The organism is Pseudomonas sp. 102515, from assembly GCF_031085165.1.
In the GTDB taxonomy this organism is placed as follows: Bacteria; Pseudomonadota; Gammaproteobacteria; order Pseudomonadales; family Pseudomonadaceae; genus Chryseomonas.
Genome location: NZ_JAVHTY010000002.1, coordinates 213623 through 238703, shown reverse-complemented (window position 1 = coordinate 238703; position 25081 = coordinate 213623). Strand labels below are relative to the sequence as shown.

Below are 25081 nucleotides of genomic sequence, written 5' to 3'. Positions count from 1 at the left end.
TAACGAGTAACGGGGTGGGCTGTCTCCCGTTCGACAGGATTTTCCTCATCGCGACGGCTCCCACCGCTTTTCTAGCTGCCCGCCAGGGTCATGCCATCGATCAATACCGAACCGGTGCGCAGACTGCCGCGACGCTCCACGTCGCTGCCCACCGCCAGGATCTGGCGGAACATGTCGCCGAGCCGCCCGGCAATGGTGACCTCCTGGACCGGAAACTGGATCTCGCCATTCTCGATCCAGAAGCCGCCGGCGCCCCGGGAATAGTCACCGGTGACCAGATTGGTGCCCTGCCCCATCATTTCCGTGACCAGGAACCCCGTGCCCATCTGCCGGATCAGCTCGGCCTGGTCGGCCGTGCCATGGCTGACATGGAGGTTGTGCACGCCGCCGGCGTTGGCGGTGCTCTGCAGCCCCAGCTTGCGTGCGGAATAGCTGCCAAGCACATAGGACACCAGTTGGCCGTTCTCGACGAAGGGCTTGGCGTAAGTGGCCAGGCCTTCGCCGTCGAAGGCGGCACTGCCCAGGGCACGCGGCAGGTGCGGCCGCTCGTCCAGAGTCAGCCAGTCGGGAAACACCTGCTGGCCCAGGGCGCCTTCGAGGAAGGACGACTTGCGATAGAGGTTGCCGCCGGAAATGGCGGCGAGAAAGGTACCGAACAGGCCGGCCGCCATTTCCGGGGAGAAGAGCACCGGGACCTTGGCGGTGGGTACCGGCCGCGCGCCCAGACGACTCACGGCGCGCTCGGCGGCGCGGCGCCCGATCTCCTCGGCGCTCATCAACTCGCTGCCGATGCGGTTGACGTCGTAGTAGTAGTCGCGCTGCATGGCGTCGCCGCTGCCGGCGATCATCACGCAGCTCAGGCTGTGGCGGGTGCTGGCATAGCCGCCGACGAAGCCGTGGCTGTTGCCGTACACCCGGCAGCCCTGATGGGTATTGAGGGTGGTGCCGTCGGCATTGCCGATGCGGCTGTCGGCGGCATAGGCCGCCGCTTCGCAGGCCAGGGCCTGCTCGATGGCCTGCTCGGGGGTGATCTCCCAGGGATGATAGAGGTCGAGATCGGGCAGCTCGCCGCGCGCCATCAGCTCGGCGTCGGCCAGGCCCGCGCAGGGATCCTCGGAGGTGTGCTTGGCAATGGCCAGGGCCGCGGCGACGGTTTCGCGGATCGCCTCGGGACCGGTGGCGGAGGTGCTGGCCGAGCCCTTGCGCTGACCGGCATAGAGGGTGATGCCGAAACCCTGGTCGCGATTGAATTCAACCGTTTCCACCTCCCCCTTGCGGACCGAGGTGGACAGGCCCTGGTCGACCGAGACGGCCACTTCACCGGCACTGGCGCCCTGGCGCCGGGCCTCGGCCAGGATGGCCTCGACCTGTTCGCGCAATTCAGGGAGCGCAGCGGGACCCACGGCGGCGTTGCGATTCATGACGTTCTCCTTACGGACGGCGCCGGCCAGGCCGGACAACCGTGCGGCAACTCGTTATGATGGCGCCCATTCTTAGCTGGACCCCATAGTTCATGGTTGATTCTTACGACGACGACGCGCCGCTGGGCGAAAAGAGCAAGACGCAGGTCAAGCGCGAGCTGCATGCGCTGCAGGATCTGGGCGAACGCCTGGCCGGGCTGCCTGCCGAGCAGCTGGACCGCCTGCCGCTGACCGATCCGCTGCGCAAGGCCCTGGCCGAGGCGCCCAAGCACAAGACGCATATCGCGCGCAAAAGGCATGTCCAGTACCTGGGCAAGCTGATGCGCGATCAGGACCTGGAAGCCATCCTGGCGCTGGCCGACCAGATGGACACCTCGACGCGGCAGTACAACGAGCGCTTCCACGCCCTGGAGCGCTGGCGCGACCGTCTGATCGCCGAGGGCGACCAGGCGCTGGAAGCCTTCGTGGCGCTGTATCCGGAGACCGATCGCCAGCACCTGCGCGGTCTGGTGCGGCATGCCCAGCACGAGGCGGCGCACAACAAGCCACCCGCGGCGGCGCGCAAGGTCTTCAAGTACATCCGCACCCTCGACGAGAGCCAGCGCGGTCTGCGCTAGGTCTCTGTCCGCGATGGCCACGTCCGGCGCCCGCATCAGGCGCCGGTGCCGCCCACGGTGATGGCATCGATCTTCAGGGTCGGCTGACCCACGCCCACCGGCAGTGACTGGCCGTCCTTGCCGCAGGTCCCTACCCCCGCATCCAGCGCCAGGTCGTTGCCGACCATGGACACCCGGTTCATGACCTCGGGGCCGTTGCCGATCAGGGTGGCGCCCTTCACCGGGCGACCGAGCTTGCCGTTCTCGATCAGATAGGCCTCGTTGGTGGTGAAGACGAACTTGCCGCTGGTGATGTCCACCTGACCGCCGCCCAGGCTGGCGCAATAGATCCCCTTCTCCACCGAGGCGATGATCTCGGCCGGATCGCTCTGGCCGGCCAGCATGTAGGTATTGGTCATGCGCGGCATGGGCAGGTGCGCATAGGATTCGCGCCGACCATTGCCGGTGGGCGCCACGCCCATCAGCCGGGCGTTGAGCTTGTCCTGCATGTAGCCCTTGAGGATGCCGTTCTCGATCAGCACGTTGTAGCCGCTGGGGGTGCCCTCGTCGTCGATGGACAGGGAGCCGCGGCGATCCGGCAGGGTACCGTCGTCGACGATGGTGCACAGCGAGGACGCCACCTGGCGACCGACCTGGCCGCTGTAGTTGGAGCTGCCCTTGCGGTTGAAGTCGCCTTCCAGGCCATGGCCGACCGCCTCGTGCAGCAGCACGCCGGACCAGCCGGCGCCCAGCACCACCGGCAGGGTGCCCGCCGGGGCCGCGGTGGCTTCGAGATTGACCAGCGCCTGGCGTACCGCTTCGCGGGCATAGCCCAGAGCACGGTCGTCACGCTGGAAATAGCGGTAGTCGCAGCGACCGCCGCCGCCGCCGTTGCCGCGCTCGCGGCGGCCGTTCTGCTCGACGATGACACTGACGCCCAGGCGCACCAGCGGGCGTACGTCGGCTGCCAGGGTACCGTCGACGGCGGCCACCAGGGTGCGCTCCCAGACCCCGGCCAGGCTGATGGTGACCTGCTGGATACGCGGATCCAGGGCGCGGGTCGCCTCGTCCAGCTGCTTCAGGAAGGCGACCTTGGTGGCGCGATCCAGTACCTCGAGGGGATTGTCCTGCCCATAGAGCCGCTGCACCGGCTCCACGGCGCGAAACGCCTGGACCTGGCCCTCGGCGCCGCTGCGGGAAATGGAACGCGCCGCCTGGGCGGCCAGATCCAGGGCCTCGCCGGTGATGGCGTTGCTGTAGGCGAAACCGGTCTTCTCGCCGGACAGCGCCCTCACCCCGACACCCTGGTCGAGGTGGAAGCCGCCTTCCTTGACGATGCCGTCCTCCAGCAGCCAGGACTCGGAGACGATGCTCTGGAAGTACAGGTCGGCGGCGTCGATGCCGGGACCGGCCAGACGCTGCAGCACGGGTTGCAGATCGTCCACCGCCAGTCCGCCGGGGCCCAGCAGGGCCGAGCCGACGCTATTCAGGTAATCACTCATGGAAACTCCAGACGACGCCACCGCGGGCGTCGGAACGATGAAAGGGTCGCGAGCTGGCCTCTAGCCTACTCGTGGAAGTCTCGGGACCCTGATGCAAAAGACCAATGGCCGTCATTGCCGTTCGGCCAGGCGCGCCGGCAGGAAGCGGCGGTGCTGGGTCATGGGCATCCGCTGCCGCAACGCCCCCTGGCGCTCGGCATCGCGCTCGATGAGCAGCACCGCCTCGCCGCTGGCCTGGACGGCGAGCACCTCGCCCCAGGGATCCACCGCCATGGCGTGACCCCAGGTGCTACGGCCATTGGCATGGGCCCCGCCCTGGGCGGCGCCCAGCAGATAGCTCTGGGTCTCCACCGCGCGGGCGCGCAGCAGCAACTCCCAGTGGGCCTGGCCGGTGGGCACGGTAAAGGCCGAGGGGGCGCTGATCAGCTCCGCTCCGGCGGCGCGCAGGGCGCCATAGAGTTCGGGAAAGCGCAGGTCGTAGCAGACGCTCAGGCCCAGGCGACCGACCGGAGTGTCCACCACCGTGAGGGTCTCGCCGGCGGCATAGTGGTCGGATTCGCGGTAGCTGCCCTGGCTGTCGCTGACGTCGGCATCGAAGAGGTGCAGCTTGTCGTAGCGAGCGACGCGGCGGCCCTGGTCGTCATATAGCAGCGAACAGGCGCAGGGCTTGCCCTCGGTGGCGCCGTCGGGCAGCAGCGGCAGGGTACCGGCGAGCAGCCAGAGACCCAGTTCGCGCGCCCGGCTGGACAGCCAGGGCAGGATCTCGCCCTGCCCGAGCGCCTCCGCCCGCGCCAGCTCGGCGGGCGCCGGATGGCCGATGGCGACGAAGTTTTCCGGCAGCACCGCCAGGCGCGCGCCCGCTCCGGCAGCGCGTTCGAGCAGCCGCCCGGCGGCGCGCAGATTGGCCGCCACCGCGGGGCCGCTGACCATCTGCAAGATGGCTATGGACATGCAGGCACTCCAGAAGGGAGCGTCCATCCTAAGCAGCGGGGCGGCCGCAGGGCAATGCTCAATCGCGCTTGCCCGTGGTCATGGTCGGATTCTGCCAGGGGCCTTCGATGTGATAGTTGATGCTGGCCATGCGGGTGATGCGGTCGCCGATCAGCCGATCGACGATGAACAGCGCGCCACCGATGGCCGGTGCCCCGGCGATCAGCGCGGCCAGCGGCAGGGAGTTACTGACCGGCAGCCCGACCTTGAGATTGGCGTCGACGCGGTTGCTGGCCATGTCCAGCAGGCCCTGCAGACTCATCTCGGCACCCGGCCCGCTGAGGCTGATGGGCTTGCGGGTGCGGAAGGCACCCTGCTGGGCGTCGAGCACGCCAGTGATGCTGTCGTAGCTCAGGCCCTTGCCGAACAGATCGGAGAAATCCAGCCGCAGGCGGCGGCGGATGGATTCGAAATTGAGCAGGCCGAAGACGCGCAGGGCCGAGGCCGTACCTTCCACCTGGCGCAACTGGCCGTCGTTGAAGCGGGCATCGAGGCTGCCATTGAGGCGGGCCAGGGCGACATAGGCTGGCGAGCCGGGCCAGTCGACCCGGGCATCCAGGCGAAAATCGCGACTGGTGACGCTGGAGGCGAAATTCCAGCCCAGCAGGATATCGGCGATATTGCCGCCGGCAAGGCGACCCTGGTAGTAGCTGTGGGTCGCTCCGGGCGCGCCTTCCCAGCGCAGGGCGCCCTGCACCTTGAGGCCTCGCAAATCGAGATCCAGGGCGTTGAAATTGGCGCCTGAGGGCGAAGGCCTAAGCTGCAGGCGCTGCGCCCCCACCAGACGGCCACCCAGCTCCAGGCGATCGATGACCAGATTCAGCGCCGGTAGGCTGCGCGGATCGACGTCGGCCAGGGGATCGGGGCGGGGCGCCTCGCTTTCCACCGAGGGATCCGCCGGCGTCTGGGGGATGCGCAGGTGCTGCAGGTTGATGTCGATCGGCTGGCCGGTCTGGCGCGGGATGCGCACCTGGCCGGCGATGGTCTGACTGGCCAGGCCGAGTTGCCAGGCAGTGCCCTGGGGTTCATAGGTGAGGCGCAGGTTGTCGATCTGCTGACCGAACGCCAGGAAGCGCCCGAAGCTGAGATCGCCCCGCCCGAGGCTGGAGATGTCCGGGGTATTGCCACCGCCCTGCCCTGCGCTACCACTGCCACCGGCACTGGCCTTGCCATAGCGCTGATAGACATCCTGCCAGGCCGCCAGATCGAACTCCGCCAGTTGGCCCCGCAGGTCGTAGCCTGCGGCCGCGGGCAGATTGGCGGTGCCGCCGCCCAGCACGATCTCGCCGCGGCCCTTGGCGATGGCCTTGGCGTCGAACATCAGCACGGCATCGGCGAGGCCCTTGTAGGTCGCCTCCACCCGCCGCTCGCCATCGTTGAGCGCCAGGCTGAAGAAGCCGTCACGCGCTTCGTCGGCGTTCTTGCCGAAAGGCGCCGGCAGATCGATGGTCACCCCGCGCAGATCCGAAGTGACCGCCAGTTCGCTGTGCTCGGCCAGGGTCAGGCCGAGGCGATAGCCGAGCAGGCCGCGCGCCGGGAGGGGTCGTCCTGCGCTGCCCAGCCAACGCGCCAGCTGGTCGACGTCGACCCGGCCATCCACCACCAGCCGGGTGCGCGGATCGTCGGGTTTACCCTCGGCCAGGGCCTGACCGCGGATGGGCTGGTCGAAGACCCGCGCCTGGATGTCGGGGGCGCTGAGGCCGCTGCGGGTGTCGTAGCGGAAGCTGCCGCGCAGGTCGGTGAGGGTCAGCGAGGGATCGGCCAGTTCCAGGCGCGCCTTGTCCGGTGTCAGTTCGACCACCACCACCGGCGGCTGCCCCTTGGCCAGGGGGATGTCCAGATTCAGGCTGCTGTTGGCGAGCGCGCCCTCGCCCTTCCAGCCGGCGAACACCTTGGCGGTCGGCAGCGGCGTTTCCTGGAGGATCTTCAGGCCATCGCGCACGCTGCTGTCGAGCCGCGCGCTGAGCCGCAGGTGCGGCGCGCTGCCATCGTGCAGCAGCGGGATGTGCGCCTCGACCTCCCTGACCCGGGTGTCGAGGATGCGCCCTTCGGGAACCTGCACCTTGACCCCGTCGCTTTCGATGAAGACATCGCCGCGCGCCTCGCGCAGGACGGGCCAGCCGGGCTGATAGGCCAGTTGGGCGTCGTGCACCCGGAAGAACAGACTCATGGTGCGCGAGTGCGCTGGCGAGCCGTGGCGCAGCGAGCCCTGGTACTGGTAGATGCCCTCGTCGATGCGGCCGCCGACGATGGCGGTGGTCAGCCACTGGGCCAGCTCCGGGCTGAAATCCGTGGGCGGCAGTTTGGTCGGCAGGTACTTGCGGGTGTAGCTGGCGTCGCCATCCTTGAGGCCGACGCGCAGGTCCATGTAGCTGTCCACCTCGGGATGCAGGCCGAGCTGGATATGCATGTCGCCACTGGCGGCCCCTTCCGGCCCGGTGACCTGCATCAGGGCACTGCCCAGGGTGAAGCGCTGGTCGTCGAGACTCCAGGTCAGCCGCGCCCTGGCGGTGCGATAGCGCCAGGGTTCGGGGAAGAGATCGCTCAGGTGCAGCATGAAGTCGGTGGTATCCAGGCACAATTCGCCGCCGCCCAGGCTGCCACTCAGGCTGCCGGTGACGCCCTCGGCCGCCGGGGCGCCACGATAGGCGGCGAAGCCCACCCGCTCCAGGTTGGCCACATAGGAGAGCCGCTCGCGCAGTGGCTTCTGAGGATAGAAATCGGCGTTGAGATTGCGCAGCTGGCCATGGGGCGCCAGGGCCTGGAGCGCCTGGGCGACGGGTGCCGGCAGCGGCACCAGATCCCGCGCCAGCCGGGCGGCCTGCCTGAGGTCAAGCCGGTCGCCACGCACCTGCAGGTGCTGGGCGGTGCTGTCGTAGCCCAGGCCATAGCGGGCCTCCAGCGGCTTGCCGTCGAGCTGGGCCTTGAGCGCCAGTGCTCCGCTGTACTGGCCGGCGTCGCCAGCCTGCTGGTCGGCGTCCAGGGCCAGGGCCTGCAGGCGTACAGGGGGATGATCGGCATAGGCAAGCGTCAGCTCATCCGCCTTCAGGCGCAGATGGGAACGCTGCAACCGCCCTTCGGCCCAGGCGAACCAGAGCTCGCCTTCCGCCTGGGCGCGATGCAACTGCCATTGTCGAATAAGGGTGCCCGGCACCCAGCGGGACCAGTCGCTGGCGGGCAGGCTGACGTAGCCTTCCAGCCCACTGGCGCGCCAGTCCTCGGGCCGTGGCGTGGCCTTGAAGTGCGCCGCGACCGTGCCGCCATCGGGCAGCCGGAAACGGGTCGCCAGTTCCAGGGCACCACTGAGCTGCCGAGACAGACTGGCCTCGGCATACCTCAGGGTCACCGGCGAACCCTGCTGGGGAATCAGGCTGAGCTGGCTGTCCAGCAGACTGGCATGGCCCAGACGCGCCAGGCCATCGAGCAGCGGACCTGGATCGAAGGGCTTGGCATCCGGTGCCCGGGGCGGCAGGCCGCGTAGTTGCCAGTGCCCTTGGACGTCTTCCTGCAGGACCAGATGGACGCCATCGACCTGCACGGACTTGAGTCGCAGCTGACGATGCCAGAGGCTGCCGAAGACATCCGGTACCACCTGGAGATGATCCAGCTGCACCATGCCCTCGCCCCGGCCCAGGGACAGGTCGCGCAGGATCAGCACCGGATTCCAGCGGGCCCAGCGCCCTTCGAGCCGGCCCAGGCGCACCGGTTCGCCGAGCGCCGCCGCGGCGCGCGACTCGACCTCGTTGCGATATTCGCCGACCCAGGGCATGAGCAACCGCCCCAGGCCGAGGTAGAGCGTCACCAGGACGAGCACCAGCAGCGTCAGACCCAGCGCGCCGCGTTTGAGCAGGGACATCAAGACGCGGACCTAGAGCAGCACGACATCGTACTGCTCCTGGGAATACATGGTCTCGACCTGGAACTTGACGGTACGGCCGATGAAGGCCTCGAGATCGGCGACGTTGCCCGATTCCTCGTCCAGCAGCCGATCCACCACCTTCTGGTTGGCCAGCACCAGATAGGAATTGGCCTGGTAGGCCCGCGCCTCGCGCAGGATCTCGCGGAAGATCTCGTAGCAGATGGTCTCCGCGGTGCGCAGGATGCCGCGCCCCTGGCAGTTGGCGCAGGGCTCGCAGAGCACCTGGGACAGGCTCTCGCGGGTGCGCTTGCGGGTCATCTGCAGCAGGCCCAGCTCGGTGATGCCGATGATGTTGGTCTTGGCATGGTCGCGTTCGAGCTGCTTTTCCAGGGTGCGGATCACCTGGCGCTGGTGCTCTTCGTCTTCCATGTCGATGAAGTCGATGATGATGATGCCGCCGAGATTGCGCAGCCGCAGCTGGCGGGCGATGGCGGTGGCCGCCTCCAGATTGGTCTTGAAGATGGTCTCTTCCAGATTGCGATGGCCGACGAAGGCGCCGGTGTTGACGTCGATGGTAGTCATCGCCTCGGTGGGGTCGATCACCAGATAGCCACCGGACTTGAGCAGCACCTTGCGCTCCAGGGCCTTCTGGATCTCGTCTTCCACGCCATAGAGATCGAAGATCGGCCGTTCGCCCGGATAGTGCTCCAGCCGCGCCGCCACCTCGGGCATCAGCTCTTCGACGAACTGGCCGATGCGCTGAAAATTCTCGCGGCTGTCGACACGGATCTTTTCCGTGCGCGGCCCGACCAGATCGCGCAGGGCACGCAGGGCCAGGGTCAGGTCTTCGTAGATGGGCACCGGCGTCGGCCCCTGGAGGTTGCCGGAGATCTGCTGCCAGAGCCGCCGCAGGTAGCGGATGTCGGCGAGGATGTCTTCTTCGCGCGCCGCCTCCGCGGCGGTGCGCAGGATGAAGCCGCCCTCGTGCTCGATGCCTTCGCTCTCCACGCAGCGCGCCATGATCGCCTTGAGTCGCTCGCGCTCGGCTTCGTCCTCGATCTTCAGCGAGATGCCGACGTGGGAGGTGCGCGGCATGTAGACCAGGTAGCGCGAGGGGATCGACAGGTGGGTGGTGAGCCGGGCGCCCTTGGTGCCGATGGGATCCTTGGTGACCTGCACCACCAGCGTCTGGCCCTCGCGCACCAGCGCGTTGATGCTTTCCACCGCCGCACCTTCCCGCTGGGAGATCTCGGCGGCATGGATGAAGGCGGCGCGGGTCAGGCCGATGTCGATGAAGGCCGCCTGCATGCCCGGCAGCACCCGCACCACCCGCCCGCGATAGATGTTGCCGACGATGCCGCGTCTCAGGGTGCGCTCGACGTGCACCTCCTGCAGCACACCGTTTTCCACGACGGCGACACGGGACTCCATGGGAGTGATGTTGATGAGGATCTCTTCGCTCATGGAGGACTCTTGGACGACGTGGAAGGGCAGAAAGGGGACCGCGGCGCCAGGCGCCTCAGGATGGGGTGGTCGGCCGTCCGACAGACCGCCAACAAGGGATGGCGAAAGCGCTCAGCAGTTCCGCGGTCTCGCACAACGGCAGCCCTACCACGGCGCTGTAACTGCCGTGCAGGCTGCGCACGAAGACCGCACCAGCGCCCTGAATGGCATAGCTGCCGGCCTTGTCGGCCGGCTCGCCGGTGTCCCAGTAGCGTTCGGCTTCGCCGGGCGCCAGGGGGCGGAATTCCACCTCGGCGGACACCACGCGACTCAGGCAGCGCTCGTCATCGGCGACGGCGACGCCGGTCACCACCCGGTGCCGGCGCCCGCTGAGGGCGGCGAGCATGGCCAGGGCGTCGGCGCGATCCCGGGGTTTGCCGAGCAACCGGTCATCGAGCACCACGCAGGTATCGGCGCCCAGCACGCAGCCGGCGGAGGCACCGGTCAGCACCTGCCGGCCCATGGCCGCCTTGGCCCGCGCCAGGCGTTCGACATAGGCGTCTGCGGCTTCCCCCGGATGCGGGGTTTCGTCCACCGTTGCAGCGACCTTCTGGAAGCCCACGCCGATCTGTTCGAGCAGTTCGGCACGGCGGGGCGAAGCGGAGGCGAGGTAGAGCTGGGACATCGACAACAACCAGACGGCAGGGGGATGACGGGAGCATGCCAGCCTGCCGCAGGTGAAACCAGCTTAGTTGACGCCGAATCTGAGGCGCAGCCCGCGGAGCAGCAGATAGATCCACGGCCAGAGTAGCGCGCTGACCAGCGAGGGGGTGAGAAACACCAGGGTCGGTGGCCGGCTGCCGGCCAGGGCGTTGAGCCACAGCGCCAGCAGCTGGGCGATGCCATAGACCACCAGCAACACGAAGCTCTGCTGCCAGATGGGAAAGGCCCGCAGCCGCTGCGCCAGGGACCGCACGAGAAAGACCACCAGGCTCAGCACCAGGGCGGTCTGGCCGAGTAGGCTGCCGTAGAGCACGTCCTCGGCGATGCCCATCGTCCAGGCGGTGAACAGGCCGACGCGGTGCGGCAGGGTCAGGGTCCAGAAGGTCAGCAACATCGCCAGCCACAGCGGCCGGCCGATCTCCATGAATTCGGGCATGGGCACGACGGACAGCAGCAACCCGACCAACAGGGTGAGCCAGATCACCCACCCGTTGTGGCCGATGCGCAGCGCCATCAACGATCACCCTCGTCGGGCAGTTCCGGCGCCGGTTGCTGGACCCGGCGCTGCGGTTGGGTAGCGTTAGCTGCTGGATGGCCGGGCGTGGCGGTCACGCCCGGCGCCGGCGGCTTGGCCGGCGTCGCCGGATGAGCCGCGTTGCCACTCGCGTTCGCGGGCGGCTTGGTCGGCGTGGCGGGATGGGCCGAGGTGCTGCCCTGGCCCGCTGGTGGCTTGGCCGGGGCCGCGGTGCGGCTGCCGGTGTTGGCAGCGGGCGCCGGCGTGGCGTTGGCGGCCGCCGGCTGCGCAACCGAGGCGCCGGCCGCCGGTGGATTCGCCGGGGCCGCCGGGCGCTGGGCCGCATGGCGATCGGCGGCCTCCTGGGCTTCGGCGGCGTCGTTGGCGCGCTGCTCGGGCGTGCGGGTATCGCTGAACACCAGCAGCATGTAGCGACTGCGATTGAGCTTGGCGGTGGGGATGGCGCGCACCACGGCGAAGGGTTGCCCCGAGTCGTGGATCACCTTGGACACGGTGGCCACCGGATAGCCTGCGGGGAAGCGCTGGCCCAGGCCGGAGCTCACCAGCAGGTCGCCTTCCTTGATGTCGGCGGTGTCGGCCACATAGCGCAATTCCAGCCGCTCGGGATTGCCGGTGCCGACGGCGATGGCACGCAGGCCGTTGCGATTGACCTGCACCGGAATGCTGTGGGTCACGTCGGTGAGCAGCAGCACCCGCGCCGAATAGGGCATCACCTCCACCACTTGGCCCATCAGGCCGCTGGCGTCGAGCACCGGCTGGCCGACGAAGACGCCATCCTTCGCGCCCTTGTCGATGATGATGCGATGGGTATAGGGATTGGGGTCGACGCCGATCAGTTCGCCGACCAGCACCTTGTCGTCCACCAGGGCGGCGGAATTGAGCAGCTCGCGCAGGCGCACGTTCTGTTCGGTGAGGGCGGCGAGCTTCTGCAGGCGGCGCTGCAACAGCAGTTGCTCGGCCTTGAGCCGCTCGTTTTCCGCCATCAGTTCGGTTCGGCTGGAAAACTGGTCGCTGACGCCTTCCCAGGCGCGCAGGGGCAAGCCCGCCACCTCATAGAGGGGCGAGAGGACCAGCGCCAGTTCGCTGCGTACCGGTTTCAGGTAGTCGAAGCGCGCGTCGGTGACCATGACACCCACCGAAAGGGCGGCCAGGATCAGCAGACGAATGCCCAGCGCCGGGCTTTTGCTGAAAATCGGCTTGATGGTGAGTTCCTCGCAGAACGCGCCCGGCGCTCCGGCCGCCAGGGGCGGCCGGAGCGGGGCCTGTAGCCTGGAACTGCCTTATTCGGTGGACAGCAGGTCCATGGCGTGGCGATCCATCATGTCCAGCGCCTTGCCGCCGCCACGGGCCACGCAGGTCAGCGGGTCTTCGGCGACGATCACCGGCAGCCCGGTCTCCAGCGACAGCAGCTTGTCCAGGTCACGCAGCAGGGCGCCACCACCGGTCAGCACCAGGCCGCGCTCGGCGATGTCGGAGGCCAGCTCCGGCGGCGACTGCTCCAGGCAGCTCTTGACCGCCTGGACGATGGTCGCCAGGGATTCCTGCATGGCTTCGAGCACCTCGGTGGAATTGAGGGTGAAGCTGCGCGGTACGCCTTCGGCCAGGTTGCGGCCACGGACGTCGATCTCGCGGACCTCGCCGCCCGGGTAGGCGGTGCCGATTTCCTGCTTGATGCGCTCGGCGGTGGATTCGCCGATCAGGCTGCCGTAGTTGCGGCGCACGTAGGTGACGATGGCTTCGTCGAAGCGATCGCCGCCGACGCGGACGGATTCGGCATAGACCACGCCGTTCAGCGAGATCAGGGCGATCTCGGTGGTGCCGCCGCCGATGTCGACGACCATGGAACCATGGGCTTCCTCGACCGGCAGACCGGCGCCGATGGCCGCGGCCATCGGCTCCTCGATCAGGAACACCTCGCGGGCACCCGCGCCCAGCGCGGATTCGCGGATGGCGCGGCGCTCGACCTGGGTCGACTTGCAGGGCACGCAGATCAGCACCCGCGGACTGGGCTGCAGGAAGCTGTTCTCGTGCACCTTGTTGATGAAATATTGCAACATCTTCTCGCAGACGCTGAAGTCGGCGATGACGCCGTCCTTCATCGGGCGGATGGCGGCGATGTTGCCCGGCGTCCGACCGAGCATGCGCTTGGCGTCGGTACCGACGGCGACGACGCTCTTCTGGTTGCCATGGGTACGGATGGCGACGACCGACGGCTCGTTGAGCACGATGCCACGCTCGCGGACATAAATCAGGGTGTTGGCGGTTCCCAGGTCGATCGACAGATCGCTGGAGAACATGCCACGCAATTTCTTGAACATGAGGTGACCCTAGGCGGTGACAAGCAGGCACGCGACAGGACAAACGTGCGGGTAAAAAAGTGCGGCAGACTCTAACAATCGCAGGGATTTAGGGCAAGGCGCCGATATGCTAGATTGAGAGCTTTTCCGGGCCGTTAAGCCCCTGTTCAACGCGGCGCCCGACCCGCCCAGCCCGTCTCCAGCATACGCGGCAGCCAACCGGGTCACGCCGCCTTCCTGCTTGGAGAAGCCGATGGCGCTCGAACGCACCGACGTCGAAAAGATCGCTCACCTGGCCCGTCTGGGTCTCGATGAAGCGGATCTCGCCGCTACCACCGCCACCCTCAACGACATCCTCGGTCTCGTCGACCAGATGCAGGCCGTGGATACCACGGGTATCGCCCCCCTCGCTCATCCGCTGGAAGCCACCCAGCGCCTGCGACCCGACCAGGCCACCGAAGGCGACCGGCGCGAGGCCTACCAGGCCATCGCCCCGGCCGTGGAAGCCGGCCTGTACCTGGTTCCCAAGGTGATCGAGTGAGACACGACATGCATCAGCTGACCCTGACCGAAATCGCTGCCGCCCTGGCCGCCAAGGATTTTTCCGCCGAGGAACTGACCCGCGGCCTGCTGCAGCGGATCGAGCAGCTCGACCCGCGACTCAACAGCTTCATCACCGTGACCGCCGACCAGGCGCTGACCCAGGCGCGGGCCGCCGACGCCCGGCGCGCCGCCGGCGAGAGCGGCGCCCTGCTCGGTGCGCCCCTCGCCCACAAGGACCTGTTCTGCACCCAGGGGGTGCTGACCAGCTGCGGCTCGAAGATCCTCACCGGCTTCGAGGCGCCCTATGACGCCACCGTGGTGGAGAAGCTGGCCGCGGCTGGCGCCGTCTCCCTCGGCAAGCTGAACATGGACGAATTCGCCATGGGCTCGGCCAACGAGTCCAGCCACTATGGCCCGGTGAAGAATCCCTGGGACCTCACCCGCGTACCCGGCGGCTCTTCCGGTGGCTCCGCCGCGGCCGTGGCCGCGCGCCTGCTGCCGGCCGCCACCGGCACCGACACCGGCGGCTCGATTCGCCAGCCGGCGGCCCTGACCAACCTCACCGGCATCAAGCCCACCTACGGCCGCGTCTCGCGCTGGGGCATGATCGCCTACGCTTCCAGCCTCGACCAGGGTGGCCCGCTGGCGCGTACCGCCGAGGATTGCGCCCTGCTGCTGCAGGCCATGGCCGGTTTCGACCCCAGGGACTCCACCAGCGTCGACCAGCCGGTGGACGACTACCAGGCCGCCCTGCAGCGGCCGCTGAGCGGCCTGCGCATCGGCCTGCCGCGGGAATACTTCGGTGCCGGCCTGGATGCCCGCATCGGCGAGAAGGTGCTGGCCGTGGTCGAGGCGCTCAAGAAGCTCGGCGCCACCGTCAAGGACATCTCCCTGCCCACCCTGCAGCACGCGATTCCGGCCTACTACGTCATCGCCCCAGCTGAAGCCAGCTCCAACCTGTCACGCTTCGACGGCGTGCGCTTCGGCTATCGCTGCGAGAATCCGGTCAATCTGGAAGATCTCTACAAGAGATCCCGTGGCGAAGGCTTCGGCGCCGAGGTGAAGCGCCGCATCATGGTCGGTACCTATGCCCTGTCGGCCGGTTATTACGACGCCTACTACCTCAAGGCCCAGCGCATCCGCCGGCTGATCAAGAACGACTTCGTCGCGGCCTTCGCCGAGGTCGACGTCATCCTCGGCCCGACCACGCCGAACCTGGCCTGGAAACTCGGCGAGAAGAGCAACGACCCGGTCTCCGCCTACCTCGAAGACCTCTACACCATCGCCGCCAACCTCGCCGGCATTCCGGGCCTGTCGATGCCGGCCGGCTTCGTCGACGGCCTGCCGGTGGGCGTGCAACTGCTCGGCAACTATTTCCAGGAAGGCCGTCTGCTCAACGTCGCCCACCAGTACCAGCAGGTCAGCGACTGGCATCGCCAGGCGCCGAGCGGCTTCTGAGGAAGGATAGAGACATGCAATGGGAAACCGTGATCGGGCTTGAGATCCACGCTCAGCTCAGCACCCAATCGAAGATCTTCTCCGGCAGCGCCGTAAGCTTCGGCGCCGAGCCCAATGCCCACGCCAGCCTGGTCGACCTCGGCATGCCCGGCACCCTGCCGGTGCTCAACGCCGAGGCCGTGCGCATGGCCTGCAAGTTCGGCCTGGCCATCGATGCCGAGATCGCCGAGCGCAACGTCTTCGCGCGCAAGAACTACTTCTACCCGGACTTGCCCAAGGGCTACCAGACCAGCCAGATGGATCATCCCATCGTCGGCAAGGGGCACCTGGACATCACCCTGGAAGACGGCACCGTCAAGCGCATCGGCATCACCCGCGCGCACCTAGAAGAAGACGCCGGCAAGAGCCTGCACGAAGACTTCCACGGCATGAGCGGCATCGACCTGAACCGCGCCGGCACGCCGTTGCTGGAGATCGTCTCCGAGCCGGACATCCGCAGCGCGAAGGAAGCCGTGGCCTACGTCAAGGCCATCCATGCCCTGGTGCGCTACCTGGGCATCTGCGACGGCAACATGGCCGAGGGTTCGCTGCGTTGCGACTGCAACGTCTCGGTGCGCCCCAAGGGCCAGGAGGCCTTCGGTACCCGCGCCGAGATCAAGAACGTCAACTCCTTCCGCTTCATCGAGAAGGCCATCAACCACGAGGTTCAGCGCCAGATCGAACTCCTCGAGGACGGTGGCAAGGTCGTGCAGGAAACCCGCCTGTACGATCCCAACAAGGACGAGACCCGCTCCATGCGGAGCAAGGAAGAAGCCAACGACTACCGCTACTTCCCTTGTCCCGACCTCTTGCCGGTGGTGATCGAGCCGGCCTTCCTGGCCGAGGTGCGCAGCCAGCTGCCGGAGCTGCCGACCGGGAAGCGCGATCGCTTCCAGAGCGAGTATGGCCTGTCGGTCTATGACGCCAGCGTGCTGTCGGCCAGCCGCGAACTGGCCGACTACTTCGAGGAAGTCCAGCAGGTGAGCGGCGATGCCAAGCTGGCCGCCAACTGGGTGATGGGCGAACTGTCGAGCCTGCTCAACAAGCAGGACCTGGACATCGCCCAGGCGCCGGTGAGCGCGGCCCAGCTGGGCGGCCTGATCCTGCGCATCAAGGACGCCACCATCTCCGGCAAGATCGCCAAGATGGTGTTCGAGGCGCTGGCCGCCGGCGAAGGCGCGAGCGCCGATGCTATCATCGAAGCCAAGGGCCTCAAGCAGGTCACCGACAGCGGTGCCATCGAGGCCATGCTGGACGAGGTCCTGGCCGCCAACGCCGCCCAGGTCGAGCAATACCGCGCCAGCGACGAAGCCAAGCGCGGCAAGATGTTCGGCTTCTTCGTCGGCCAGGCGATGAAGGCCTCCAAGGGCAAGGCCAACCCTGGCCAGGTCAACCAGCTGCTCAAGCAGAAACTGGAAGGCTGACGGCGGTCGCACGGGGTTACGGACCGGGGCTGACAGCGCCGGTCCGAGCCCTTAAGCTGCTGCGGTCGTTTTGCCAGGAGGCATCGAGATGCATCGGATCCACCGTGCCGGACTGCTGTCGCTGGTCCTGCTGTTCGCCGGTTGCGCCAGTCAGGAAAGCTTCCCGCCCACGCTGTCCTCCAGCGCTGCCCATGACTATCAGGACAACGGCGTGGCGTCCTTCTACTCCAAGTGGCACGCCGGTCGCCGCACCGCCAGCGGCGAAAAATACGACCCTGGCGCCCTGACCGCCGCCCACCGCACCCTGCCCTTCGGCACCCGCGTCCAGGTTACCAACCTGGCCAACGGCCGCAGCGTGGTGGTCCGCATCAACGATCGCGGCCCGACGGTCCGCCGCCGGGTGATCGACCTGTCGCGCAGTGCGGCCGATCGGCTCGACATGGTGGCCGACGGCACCTCCCGGGTCAGCATTCGCAGCCTGGACTGAGATCGCCGGGACTAGCCCTGACAGGCCGGGGCATAGGCCCACAGCATCCGGGACGGTGTCGCAGCGAGCTGTCGGGCGACGGACGCATAGCGCGGGTCGAGCAGACTGGCCGGCCAATACAGGTTTCTGGCGCCCTGGGGATCCCAGGGACCCGCATAGCCGGGCAGTCCGGCCTCGGCGCGCTGGAGATCGAAGCGCACCCTGGTCTTGCGGAATTCCTCATGGCTGTGCTGGCCTAGGGCATAGGGCAGCAGCCAGTCGAGCGCCCTGGCCAGGGTCTGGCCTTCAGCGCCCGGCAAGTGCAACCAGTCCTCGCCGCGCCCCTGGGCCACCGCCGCCGCCAGCACCAGGGGCTCGAGGTCGTAGACGACATAGTGCAGGGCATCGCGCTCGCCGAAGTCCAGCACCTCGCCATCGGGCTTGAGGTTGACCGACAGCTGCGCCACGAAGGTCGCCCGCGCCCGGGCGAACAGCGCCGGATCATCCAGCGCACCGGCGGCCAGGGTCGCCAGCTTGATCCTGTGACTCTGCCAGTTGTCGCTCCAGATCCCGTGGGTATCCCCGCGATGCGCCTCCATCTGCTGCAGATAACCCTCGGCCAGGGTCTCGATGAAGGCACGGGAGCGCCGGGCCGTGGCCAGCGGCAGGTCCGCCGCGGTCAGCCGATAGGCGACGATGAGACTGCCCAGGCTGGTTTCGTCGATGGGCTGGAAGCTGGGCCGATACCGCGGCAGCCAGGCATCGAGATAGCTGGCCAGGCGCGCCAGCACCGCGGCATCGCGGCTATCCCGCCAGGCCAGCGCCAGATCGAGCATGTAGCCGAAGTCCCGTACCGCCGCGGCGGACTGGTCGTGGATGCCGGTATGCGGCAGGGTCCCTGCGGTGTGGATGACCGGCAGCGCCGGGGGCCAGCCTGCTGGAGGATGATCGACCGCCTGCGCCAGCGCCGCGGCCGAGGGCGGTCTTGCCGCCAGGCAGGTCGTGTGTCCCGGCGCTGCGGCCAGGGCAAGGTACAGCAAGGCGGCGCTCAGGGCGGGGACCTCCAGCGAAAGGTTGCTCAGGACAGGACTGGAGCGCCACCCTGCCCGGCTGCGTGCTCAGGCTTGCCGGAGCTTTCCAGCCTCGCATCCGTTCCTTGGCGATAGCTTAAGCCGGTCGCCTCCCGCCGCGTGCTGCCGAAGGTCTGCCAACCCCGGCGAGCGGGCAAAAAAAAGCCCACGACCAAGCGACTGGCCGCGGGTTGTGCAACGGAAGGAGAGATGCCGGAGCACCTCCCGGGTAGCAGACCTTACTGCGGACCGAGCTTGTCCATCAGCGCGGCCAGCTGCTCGTACTCGTCCCGCTTGAGATCGGTCAGCGGGGTGCGCACGGGACCGGCGTCGTAGCCGGCGATCTTGGCACCCGCCTTGACGATGCTGACGGCATAGCCGGCGCAACGGTTGCGGATCTCCAGGTACGGCAGGAAGAAGTCGTCGATCAGCTTGCCGACCGTCTCGTGATCGTCACGGGCGATGGCTTCATAGAACTGCACGGCGGTCTTGGGAACGAAGTTGAACACGGCCGAGGAATAGACCGGCACGCCCAGCGCCTTGTAGGCGGCGGCATAGACTTCGGCGGTGGGCAGGCCGCCCAGGTAGCTGAAGCGATCGCCCAGGCGACGGCGGATGGCGACCATCAGTTCGATGTCGCCCAGGCCGTCCTTGTAGCCGATGAGATTCGGGCAGCGCTCGGCCAGTTGCTCCAGGTGATGGGGCTGCAGGCGGCAGACGTTGCGGTTGTAGACCACCACGCCGATCTTGACCGACTTGCAGACGGCTTCGACATGGGCGGCCACGCCGTCCTGGCTGGCTTCGGTCAGGTAGTGCGGCAGCAGCAGCAGGCCCTTGGCGCCCAGACGCTCGGCTTCCTGGGCATAGGCGATGGCCTGGCGGGTGGAGCCACCGACACCGGCGAGGATCGGCACGCTGCCCTGGCAGGTGTCCACCGCGGTCTTGATGATGCCGCTGTATTCGCTGGCTTCCAGCGAGAAGAATTCACCGGTGCCGCCGGCGGCGAACAGCGCGGTCGCGCCGTAGGGGGCCAGCCACTCCAGGCGCTTGGCATAGGTGTCGGGGCGGAAGTCGCCGTTGGCATCGAAGTCGGTCAGCGGGAAGGACAGCAGACCGGAAGAGAGGACGTGTTTGAGTTCTTGTGGAGTCATCTTGAGTGCCTCGGCATAGGTTGGACTGAGGTGCGGCAGGTCCGCCACCTGTTGTAAGTCATCGTACAACCTCTCTTATGGAAGGGGCAAGCCCCAACCAGAAAAATGCTCCTCGACGCGCTCAAGCCCTGTTTCAGACCTCTTCCGCCTGACGCTCCATTTCTTCATGGGCACGTCTCAGCCGTTCGCGACTGTTGCTCAGGTGCAGACGCATGGCGGCGCGGGCCGCCTCCAGGTTGCCGTCTTCGATGGCCTGGACGATGGCTTCGTGCTCGGCATCCAGACGGCGCTGGTAGAGCTGCTGGTCATCGTGGGCGAGATAGGCGGAATTGAGGCGGGTACGGGGAATCAGCACCGTGCCCAGATAGCTCATGATGTCACTGAAATAGCGATTGCCGGTCGAGCTGGCGATCAGCAGGTGCAGCTCCAGGTCGGCGCTCACCGCGCGATCGGGCTGCTCGACGCCGGTCCGCATGGCTTCCAGCAGCGCCCACATCGCCTGCAGTTGCTCGGCCGAGCGGCGCTGGGCGGCCAGGCCGGCGGCCTCGACTTCCAGGCTGATGCGCAACTCGAGCATCGCCAGCACGTCCTTGAGGGTGGTGATGGTGGCCGGATCGATCGGCAGCGGCGACTCGGGGCGCCGCTCCAGCACGAAGGTGCCGATACCGTGGCGAGTCTCCACATAGCCGCCGGCCTGCAGCCGGGAAATGGCCTCGCGTACCACGGTGCGGCTCACGCCCTGAGCCTGCATAATGGCCGACTCGGTGGGAAGCTTGTCGCCGGGCTGGAACTGGCCGTCGCCGATCTGCTGGATCAGCACACCGACGACCTCTTCTGCCAGGCTACGGGGTCTTTTTCGGGGGCGGGATACGGTGGGTGCTGACATGGATTCTCGTACCGATTGAAGGGACTCTGGAATCATAGCACCCCCCTCTTCCCAAACGCCCGATTTAGACCGCCCAGTCCATATCAGAATGCTTCGCCGACCGCTCTAGGACGCAACTCTTTACCCTCCAGCAACAGGTGGCGACGATGGTAGGCGCGCAGACTCGGACGATGGCCGACGCTGACCAGGGTCAGACCGGGGTTTTCCGCCAGCAGGCGCTCATAGAGGGCCCGCTCGTCCGCCTCGCTCAACGCCGAACTGGCTTCGTCGAGAAACAGCCAGTCGGGGGCATAGAGCAGCGCCCGGGCCAGGGCGACGCGCTGCTGCTCGCCCGGTGACAGGGTACGTTCCCAATGACGGCTTTCGTCGAGGTGCTCCACCAGGTGGTCCAGGCGGCAGTGCCGCAGGACTTCGCCCAGGCGCTCGTCGGTGTAGGCCCCCACCGGCTGCGGATAGGCCAGGGCTTCGCGCAGGGTGCCGATGGGCAGATAGGGTTGCTGCGGCAGGAACAGCTGGCGCCCCGGCGGTACGGCGATACCGCCCTGCCCCTGCCGCCAGAGTCCGGCCAGGGCCCGCAACAGGGTGCTCTTGCCGCTGCCCGAGGCACCCTCGATCAGCAGGTGCTCGCCACGGACGATGCGCAGATCGGTGGGATGCAGCAGCAACCGGCCAGCGGCGCCCAGGGACAACCCTTCCAGGATCAGGTCGCTGTCACTGGCATGGGGCACCAGGATATCGGCCTCCTGGCTGAATTCGGCCATGGCCTCGCGAAAGGTCAGCAGACGATCGGAGACGGCGCGCCAGCCGGCCAGGCTGACGTAGGCGTCGACGAACCAGCTGAGACTCTCCTGGACATTGCCGAAGGCCGAGTTGATCTGCATCAGGTCGCCCAGCTGGATCTTGCCGGAGAAGTAGCGCGGCGCCGCCAGCACGAAGCCGGCGATGATGGCGATCTGGCTGTAGCCGGCGGTGAAGAAGGTCAGCCGCTTGGTGTAGTTCATCACCAGGTGGTAGTTGCCCCAGACGTAGCCGAAGCGATCCAGCAGGCGCCGGTGCTCGTTGGCTTCGCCGCGGAACAGCGCCACGCTCTCGGCCTTCTCGCGCACGCGGATCAGGCCGAAACGCAGGTCGGCTTCGTAGCGCTGCTGCTGGTTGTAGAGGCCGATCAGCCGGCGGCCGATCAGATGGGTCAGCCAGGTGCCGATGGTGGCGTAGATCAGCGCCGCCCAGAACATGTAGGCGGGGATGGTGATGCCGAACAGGGTGATGTCGCCGGAGATGCCGAACAGAATGATACTGAAGGACACCAGGCTGACCACGGTACGGATGAAACCCAGCCCCAGGCTCAGGGTGGTTTCGGCGAAGTCACGGATGTCTTCGGTGAGGCGCTGGTCGGGGTTGTCGGCGCCGCCTTCGCGCTCCAGCTGGTAGTAGTTGCGATCGGACAGCCACAGGCCGAAGTGCTTTTCGGTCAGCCACCGGCGCCAGTTGATGGTCAGCGCCTGGGTCAGATAGAGCCGGTACACGGCCAGCAGGATGGCAGTGGCGGCCAGCCCGCAGAAATACAGCATCAGCCGGATGAAGGCGGCCAGATCGCGATTCTGCAGGGCGTCGTAGAAGTAGCGGTACCAGGTGTTCAGGGCCACCGACAGGCCGACTCCGGCCAGGGACAGGGCGATGACCACTGACAGCAGGAGCCAGGCCTTGCCTTTCTCTTCGCTGCGCCAATAGGGAGTGATCAGGGCCCAGACGCGGGCCAGGAAATGCCCACGGGAAGCCCCGTAGACGGAGGGCACGGGTACGGCGGATTCGGACATGCTCGGACTCTCAAGGACTGCTCAACGAGACGCCTGCACAGCCTATGCCGGAGAGCCTGAACGAATTCTGACTGAAACAATGTAACAGTTTCGCCCACGCAGATCGTGGGCGATGGCATGCCTCAGCGACGTACCGGACGCTTCTGCAGCTTGCGCTGCAGGGTACGGCGGTGCATGCCCAGGGCGCGCGCGGTCGCCGAGATGTTGCCTTCGTGCTCGGACAGCACCCGCTGGATGTGTTCCCACTGCAGGCGATCCACCGACATGGGATTGTCCGGCACCAGGGTGTCGAGATCGGCGTGCTGGGCGAGCAGGCCGGCCAGGACGTCGTCGGCATCGGCTGGCTTGCACAGGTAGTTGGTGGCGCCACGCTTGATGGCTTCCACCGCGGTGGCGATGCTGGAATAGCCGGTGAGGATCACCACGCGCATCTCCGGATGCAGCTCCAGCAGCTGGGGCAGCAGCACCAGACCCGAGTCGCCTTCCATCTTCAGGTCGAGCACGGCGTAGTCCGGCAAGTCTTCCTTGGCCAGTTGCAGGCCTTCCTCGGCACTGTCGGCGATGGACACGCGCAGGCCGCGGCGATCCATGGCGCGGGCCATCACCCGGGTAAAGGTGGGATCGTCGTCGACCAGCAGGATATGGGGCTGGTCGTCGAAACCGCTGTTGAGGTCGTCAGTCATAGAATTCTCCAGGCATTCACGCCAGGGCGTAGTGCCGCGGCAGGCGCAATTCGGTCAGGGTGCCGCCTTCTTCGTGATTGTAGAGCTTCACCGTGCCGCCGGCGCGGGTGACGCTGGCCTGGCTGAGAAACAGGCCCAGGCCGAAGCCCTTGCCCTTGGTAGTGAAGAAGGGCTTGCCGAGCTGCTCGGCGATGGCCAGGGGCACCCCGGCGCCGTGATCGCGGATCGACAGGCACAGCTCGCGGGCATCCCAGTGCAGACGGATGGCCAGGTTTTCCGGGCAGGCATCGGCGGCATTGTTGAGTAGATTCAGCAGTGCCTGGGTAAGTTCGACCGGCGGCGTCAGGCGCGGCGGCGTGCCCAGGCTGACCACCTCGAAGCTGTAGGTAGCTTCCGGTCGCATCAGGTGCCAGCGATCCATGGTCGCTTCCAGCCATTCCACGGCGGTCTGCTCCTGCACCGTCTGGCGGCGGTCGGCTTCGGCGGCGCGTACCAGTTGCTGCAGGGTCTGCTTGCACTGCCCGACCTGGGCCTGCAACAGCGCCAGGTCCTCACTCAGGGTCGGCTGACTACCGTACTCCTGCTGCAGTTCCTTGAGCAGCACGCTCATGGTGGACAGGGGCGTACTCAACTCGTGGGCGGCGCCGGCGGCCTGGGTGGCCACGGCCAGCAGTTGCTGATCGCGCATGGCCTGTTCGCGGCGCTGGGCCTGCAGGCTTTCCTGCTCGCGCAGGGCGGTGGCCATGCGCGCGACGAACAGGGTGATGACGGCGGCGGACAGGGCGAAGCTCAGCCACATGCCGTAGCTGAGCACCGCGCCATCGTTGGCCACCAGCAGATGCAGCGGCTCGTAGGACAGCAGCATCAGCGAGAAGACCGCCAGGGTCAGGGCCGCCAGTACCAGGGTATAGAGCCAGGGCAGCGTAGCCGCGGCGATGGTCAGGGGCACCAGGTAATAGGAGGCGAAGGGGTTGGTCGGACCCCCGGCGAAATACAGCAGGGCACTGTGGATGGCCAGGTCGCAACCCAGGTGCGCCGCGTATTCCTGCTCGGTGACCGGCCAGGGGCGGGTCAGCCGCAGGGCGGCGAACAGGCAGAGCACCGCCGAGACGCCCAGGGTGATGGCCAGGGCCGTCCAGGGCAGCTGGACGATGCCCGACAGGCGGGCGATGCCCACCGAGCCGGCCTGGGCGGCCAGCACCAGCACGCGGATGATGACCAGGCGCCCGAGATTCTGGCGATTGGCGGACAACCATTGAACGGGCAAGGAGAACATGCGAGGTTCCAGGCGCAAGAAACGATCGAGACGGCAGCCCCTGGCGGGCCTGCCGGTCAGAGCAGACTCGGCATTATAGCGAGAGCCGTCCGCCCTCAGCCGCCGACGCGGCAAAGCGACGCACCATCCGCCGGGTCCGCGGTCACACCGCTTCCGTACCGCCAATCAGGAGAACACCATGACCTTTTCCCTACGTCCGCTCGTACTGGGCGCCGCCCTGTTCAGCGCCCTGCTCGCCACCGGCGTCCAGGCCGACGAAGCGCGCTACAACCAGATCAGCCTGAGGGCCGAGGTCAGCCGCGAGGTACCGCGCGACCGCATGCAGGTCATGCTCTATACCGAAAGCCAGGGCCAGGATCCGGCGGCCCTGGCCAGCGACACCACCAAGACCCTCAACGCGGCCCTGGAACAGGCGCGCAAGGTTGCGGGCGTGGACGTCTCCCTGGGTAATCGCAACACCTACCCGGTCTACGAAGACCAGGGCCGCGCCATCAATGCCTGGCGCGAGCGCGGTGAACTGCGTCTGGAAAGCGCCGACTTCGCCGCGCTGTCCAAGCTGACCGGCGAGCTGCTGGGCAACCTTAAGATGGGCAACCTGCAATTCACCATCGCCGACGGCACCCGCAAGCAGCAGGAGGATGCCCTGTTCAAGGACGCCGTGGCCGCCTTCAAGGCGCGCGCCCAGCTGGCCACCGAGGCCCTGGGTGGCTCGGGCTATCGCATCGTCAACCTGGACCTGGGCACCAGCGGCGTACCCCAGCCGCTGCCGATGCTGCGCATGTCGGCGATGAAGGCCGCCAGTGACGCGGTGACTCCGGACGTTGCCCCCGGCAGCACCACCGTCGAAGTGACCGCGGGCGGCACCATCGAAGTACAGATGCCCTGATCCAGTGCAAAAAAGT

The 25081-nt window shown here is 67.4% G+C and carries 21 protein-coding genes; 6 read left to right on the top strand and 15 right to left on the bottom strand.

Going from position 1 to position 25081, the window contains the following annotated elements; genetic code table 11:
• Positions 1-71 precede the first annotated feature (71 nt).
• A complete protein-coding gene (gene pmbA / locus RCF34_RS08065) occupies positions 72-1421 on the bottom strand; it encodes a metalloprotease PmbA (protein WP_308707718.1) in 1350 nt (449 codons plus the stop codon).
• Positions 1422-1513: 92 nt separating this feature from the next.
• Between pmbA and yjgA the strand changes: the two genes are divergently transcribed.
• Positions 1514-2038, top strand: a complete 525-nt coding sequence (gene yjgA, locus RCF34_RS08060; RefSeq protein ID WP_133859845.1) for a ribosome biogenesis factor YjgA — start codon at positions 1514-1516, stop codon at positions 2036-2038.
• A 35-nt stretch (positions 2039-2073) separates the two neighbouring features.
• Here the strand turns inward: yjgA and tldD are convergent, their stop codons facing one another.
• The 8 genes from tldD to mreB all read right to left on the bottom strand — a co-directional run bounded on the left by tldD (position 2074) and on the right by mreB (position 13387).
• The gene (tldD, locus tag RCF34_RS08055; protein ID WP_308707717.1) at positions 2074-3519 is read right to left on the bottom strand and encodes a metalloprotease TldD; all 1446 of its coding nucleotides are present in this window, start codon (positions 3517-3519) and stop codon (positions 2074-2076) included.
• A 111-nt stretch (positions 3520-3630) separates the two neighbouring features.
• Positions 3631-4470 (bottom strand): carbon-nitrogen hydrolase family protein, encoded by an 840-nt coding sequence (locus tag RCF34_RS08050; RefSeq protein WP_308707716.1) that lies wholly within the window; start codon positions 4468-4470, stop codon positions 3631-3633.
• A 58-nt stretch (positions 4471-4528) separates the two neighbouring features.
• Positions 4529-8365 carry a YhdP family protein gene (locus tag RCF34_RS08045; protein WP_308707715.1) on the bottom strand — a complete coding sequence of 1279 codons (3837 nt, stop codon included), beginning with the start codon at positions 8363-8365 and terminating at the stop codon, positions 4529-4531.
• A 12-nt stretch (positions 8366-8377) separates the two neighbouring features.
• Positions 8378-9832 (bottom strand): ribonuclease G, encoded by a 1455-nt coding sequence (gene rng, locus RCF34_RS08040; protein ID WP_308707714.1) that lies wholly within the window; start codon positions 9830-9832, stop codon positions 8378-8380.
• Positions 9833-9887: 55 nt separating this feature from the next.
• Positions 9888-10496, bottom strand: coding sequence for a nucleoside triphosphate pyrophosphatase (locus RCF34_RS08035; RefSeq protein WP_308707713.1), 609 nt, complete (start codon positions 10494-10496; stop codon positions 9888-9890).
• Between the two features lie 63 nt (positions 10497-10559).
• Positions 10560-11048 (bottom strand): rod shape-determining protein MreD, encoded by a 489-nt coding sequence (mreD, locus tag RCF34_RS08030; protein WP_308707712.1) that lies wholly within the window; start codon positions 11046-11048, stop codon positions 10560-10562.
• A complete protein-coding gene (gene mreC, locus RCF34_RS08025) occupies positions 11048-12223 on the bottom strand; it encodes a rod shape-determining protein MreC (protein ID WP_374941177.1) in 1176 nt (391 codons plus the stop codon). Before mreC ends, mreD begins: the two co-directional genes overlap by 1 nt.
• A 126-nt stretch (positions 12224-12349) precedes the next feature.
• Positions 12350-13387 carry a rod shape-determining protein MreB gene (mreB, locus tag RCF34_RS08020; protein ID WP_133859853.1) on the bottom strand — a complete coding sequence of 346 codons (1038 nt, stop codon included), beginning with the start codon at positions 13385-13387 and terminating at the stop codon, positions 12350-12352.
• 232 nt (positions 13388-13619) lie between these two features.
• Between mreB and gatC the strand changes: the two genes are divergently transcribed.
• The 4 genes from gatC to RCF34_RS08000 all read left to right on the top strand — a co-directional run bounded on the left by gatC (position 13620) and on the right by RCF34_RS08000 (position 17317).
• Entirely contained in the window at positions 13620-13907 is a 288-nt protein-coding gene (gene gatC / locus RCF34_RS08015) for an Asp-tRNA(Asn)/Glu-tRNA(Gln) amidotransferase subunit GatC (protein ID WP_133859854.1), read from the top strand.
• An 8-nt stretch (positions 13908-13915) separates the two neighbouring features.
• On the top strand, positions 13916-15367 hold the full coding sequence (gatA, locus tag RCF34_RS08010; RefSeq protein ID WP_308707711.1) for an Asp-tRNA(Asn)/Glu-tRNA(Gln) amidotransferase subunit GatA: 1452 nt from the start codon (positions 13916-13918) through the stop codon (positions 15365-15367).
• Positions 15368-15381: 14 nt separating this feature from the next.
• A complete protein-coding gene (gene gatB / locus RCF34_RS08005; protein WP_308707710.1) occupies positions 15382-16830 on the top strand; it encodes an Asp-tRNA(Asn)/Glu-tRNA(Gln) amidotransferase subunit GatB in 1449 nt (482 codons plus the stop codon).
• Positions 16831-16918: 88 nt separating this feature from the next.
• Positions 16919-17317 carry a septal ring lytic transglycosylase RlpA family protein gene (locus RCF34_RS08000; protein ID WP_308707709.1) on the top strand — a complete coding sequence of 133 codons (399 nt, stop codon included), beginning with the start codon at positions 16919-16921 and terminating at the stop codon, positions 17315-17317.
• 11 nt (positions 17318-17328) lie between these two features.
• Here the strand turns inward: RCF34_RS08000 and RCF34_RS07995 are convergent, their stop codons facing one another.
• From RCF34_RS07995 to RCF34_RS07970, 6 genes are all read right to left on the bottom strand, one after another.
• Complete coding sequence (locus RCF34_RS07995) at positions 17329-18336, bottom strand: alginate lyase family protein (RefSeq protein ID WP_308707708.1); 1008 nt, start codon at positions 18334-18336, stop codon at positions 17329-17331.
• A gap of 269 nt (positions 18337-18605) precedes the next feature.
• Positions 18606-19517 carry a 5-dehydro-4-deoxyglucarate dehydratase gene (kdgD, locus tag RCF34_RS07990; RefSeq protein ID WP_308707707.1) on the bottom strand — a complete coding sequence of 304 codons (912 nt, stop codon included), beginning with the start codon at positions 19515-19517 and terminating at the stop codon, positions 18606-18608.
• A gap of 133 nt (positions 19518-19650) precedes the next feature.
• Positions 19651-20403: a FadR/GntR family transcriptional regulator gene (locus tag RCF34_RS07985; RefSeq protein ID WP_308707706.1), complete on the bottom strand. Its 753-nt coding sequence runs from the start codon at positions 20401-20403 to the stop codon at positions 19651-19653.
• 83 nt (positions 20404-20486) lie between these two features.
• Positions 20487-22220, bottom strand: a complete 1734-nt coding sequence (locus RCF34_RS07980; protein ID WP_308707705.1) for an ABC transporter ATP-binding protein/permease — start codon at positions 22218-22220, stop codon at positions 20487-20489.
• Between the two features lie 122 nt (positions 22221-22342).
• The gene (locus RCF34_RS07975) at positions 22343-22903 is read right to left on the bottom strand and encodes a response regulator transcription factor (protein ID WP_007159542.1); all 561 of its coding nucleotides are present in this window, start codon (positions 22901-22903) and stop codon (positions 22343-22345) included.
• Between the two features lie 16 nt (positions 22904-22919).
• Positions 22920-24179 carry an ATP-binding protein gene (locus RCF34_RS07970; RefSeq protein ID WP_308707704.1) on the bottom strand — a complete coding sequence of 420 codons (1260 nt, stop codon included), beginning with the start codon at positions 24177-24179 and terminating at the stop codon, positions 22920-22922.
• A 178-nt stretch (positions 24180-24357) separates the two neighbouring features.
• On the opposite strand from RCF34_RS07970, the gene RCF34_RS07965 reads away from it, so the two are divergent.
• Positions 24358-25065 carry an SIMPL domain-containing protein gene (locus tag RCF34_RS07965; RefSeq protein WP_308707703.1) on the top strand — a complete coding sequence of 236 codons (708 nt, stop codon included), beginning with the start codon at positions 24358-24360 and terminating at the stop codon, positions 25063-25065.
• Positions 25066-25081: the final 16 nt, after the last annotated feature.

Bases quoted from the DNA above. Each gene is read 5' to 3' on its own strand.
- RCF34_RS08050 (WP_308707716.1), bottom strand. From the start codon at position 4,470: ATGTCCATAGCCATCTTGCAGATGGTCAGCGGCCCCGCGGTGGCGGCC.
- RCF34_RS07980 (WP_308707705.1), bottom strand. From the start codon at position 22,220: ATGTCCGAATCCGCCGTACCCGTGCCCTCCGTCTACGGGGCTTCCCGT.
- yjgA (WP_133859845.1), top strand. From the start codon at position 1,514: ATGGTTGATTCTTACGACGACGACGCGCCGCTGGGCGAAAAGAGCAAG.
- RCF34_RS07965 (WP_308707703.1), top strand. From the start codon at position 24,358: ATGACCTTTTCCCTACGTCCGCTCGTACTGGGCGCCGCCCTGTTCAGC.
- RCF34_RS07975 (WP_007159542.1), bottom strand. From the start codon at position 22,903: ATGACTGACGACCTCAACAGCGGTTTCGACGACCAGCCCCATATCCTG.
- gatC (WP_133859854.1), top strand. From the start codon at position 13,620: ATGGCGCTCGAACGCACCGACGTCGAAAAGATCGCTCACCTGGCCCGT.
- rng (WP_308707714.1), bottom strand. From the start codon at position 9,832: ATGAGCGAAGAGATCCTCATCAACATCACTCCCATGGAGTCCCGTGTC.
- pmbA (WP_308707718.1), bottom strand. From the start codon at position 1,421: ATGAATCGCAACGCCGCCGTGGGTCCCGCTGCGCTCCCTGAATTGCGC.
- gatA (WP_308707711.1), top strand. From the start codon at position 13,916: ATGCATCAGCTGACCCTGACCGAAATCGCTGCCGCCCTGGCCGCCAAG.
- RCF34_RS07970 (WP_308707704.1), bottom strand. From the start codon at position 24,179: ATGTTCTCCTTGCCCGTTCAATGGTTGTCCGCCAATCGCCAGAATCTC.
- RCF34_RS08035 (WP_308707713.1), bottom strand. From the start codon at position 10,496: ATGTCCCAGCTCTACCTCGCCTCCGCTTCGCCCCGCCGTGCCGAACTG.
- RCF34_RS08045 (WP_308707715.1), bottom strand. From the start codon at position 8,365: ATGTCCCTGCTCAAACGCGGCGCGCTGGGTCTGACGCTGCTGGTGCTC.
- RCF34_RS08000 (WP_308707709.1), top strand. From the start codon at position 16,919: ATGCATCGGATCCACCGTGCCGGACTGCTGTCGCTGGTCCTGCTGTTC.
- RCF34_RS07985 (WP_308707706.1), bottom strand. From the start codon at position 20,403: ATGTCAGCACCCACCGTATCCCGCCCCCGAAAAAGACCCCGTAGCCTG.
- mreD (WP_308707712.1), bottom strand. From the start codon at position 11,048: ATGGCGCTGCGCATCGGCCACAACGGGTGGGTGATCTGGCTCACCCTG.
- mreB (WP_133859853.1), bottom strand. From the start codon at position 13,387: ATGTTCAAGAAATTGCGTGGCATGTTCTCCAGCGATCTGTCGATCGAC.
- tldD (WP_308707717.1), bottom strand. From the start codon at position 3,519: ATGAGTGATTACCTGAATAGCGTCGGCTCGGCCCTGCTGGGCCCCGGC.
- kdgD (WP_308707707.1), bottom strand. From the start codon at position 19,517: ATGACTCCACAAGAACTCAAACACGTCCTCTCTTCCGGTCTGCTGTCC.
- gatB (WP_308707710.1), top strand. From the start codon at position 15,382: ATGCAATGGGAAACCGTGATCGGGCTTGAGATCCACGCTCAGCTCAGC.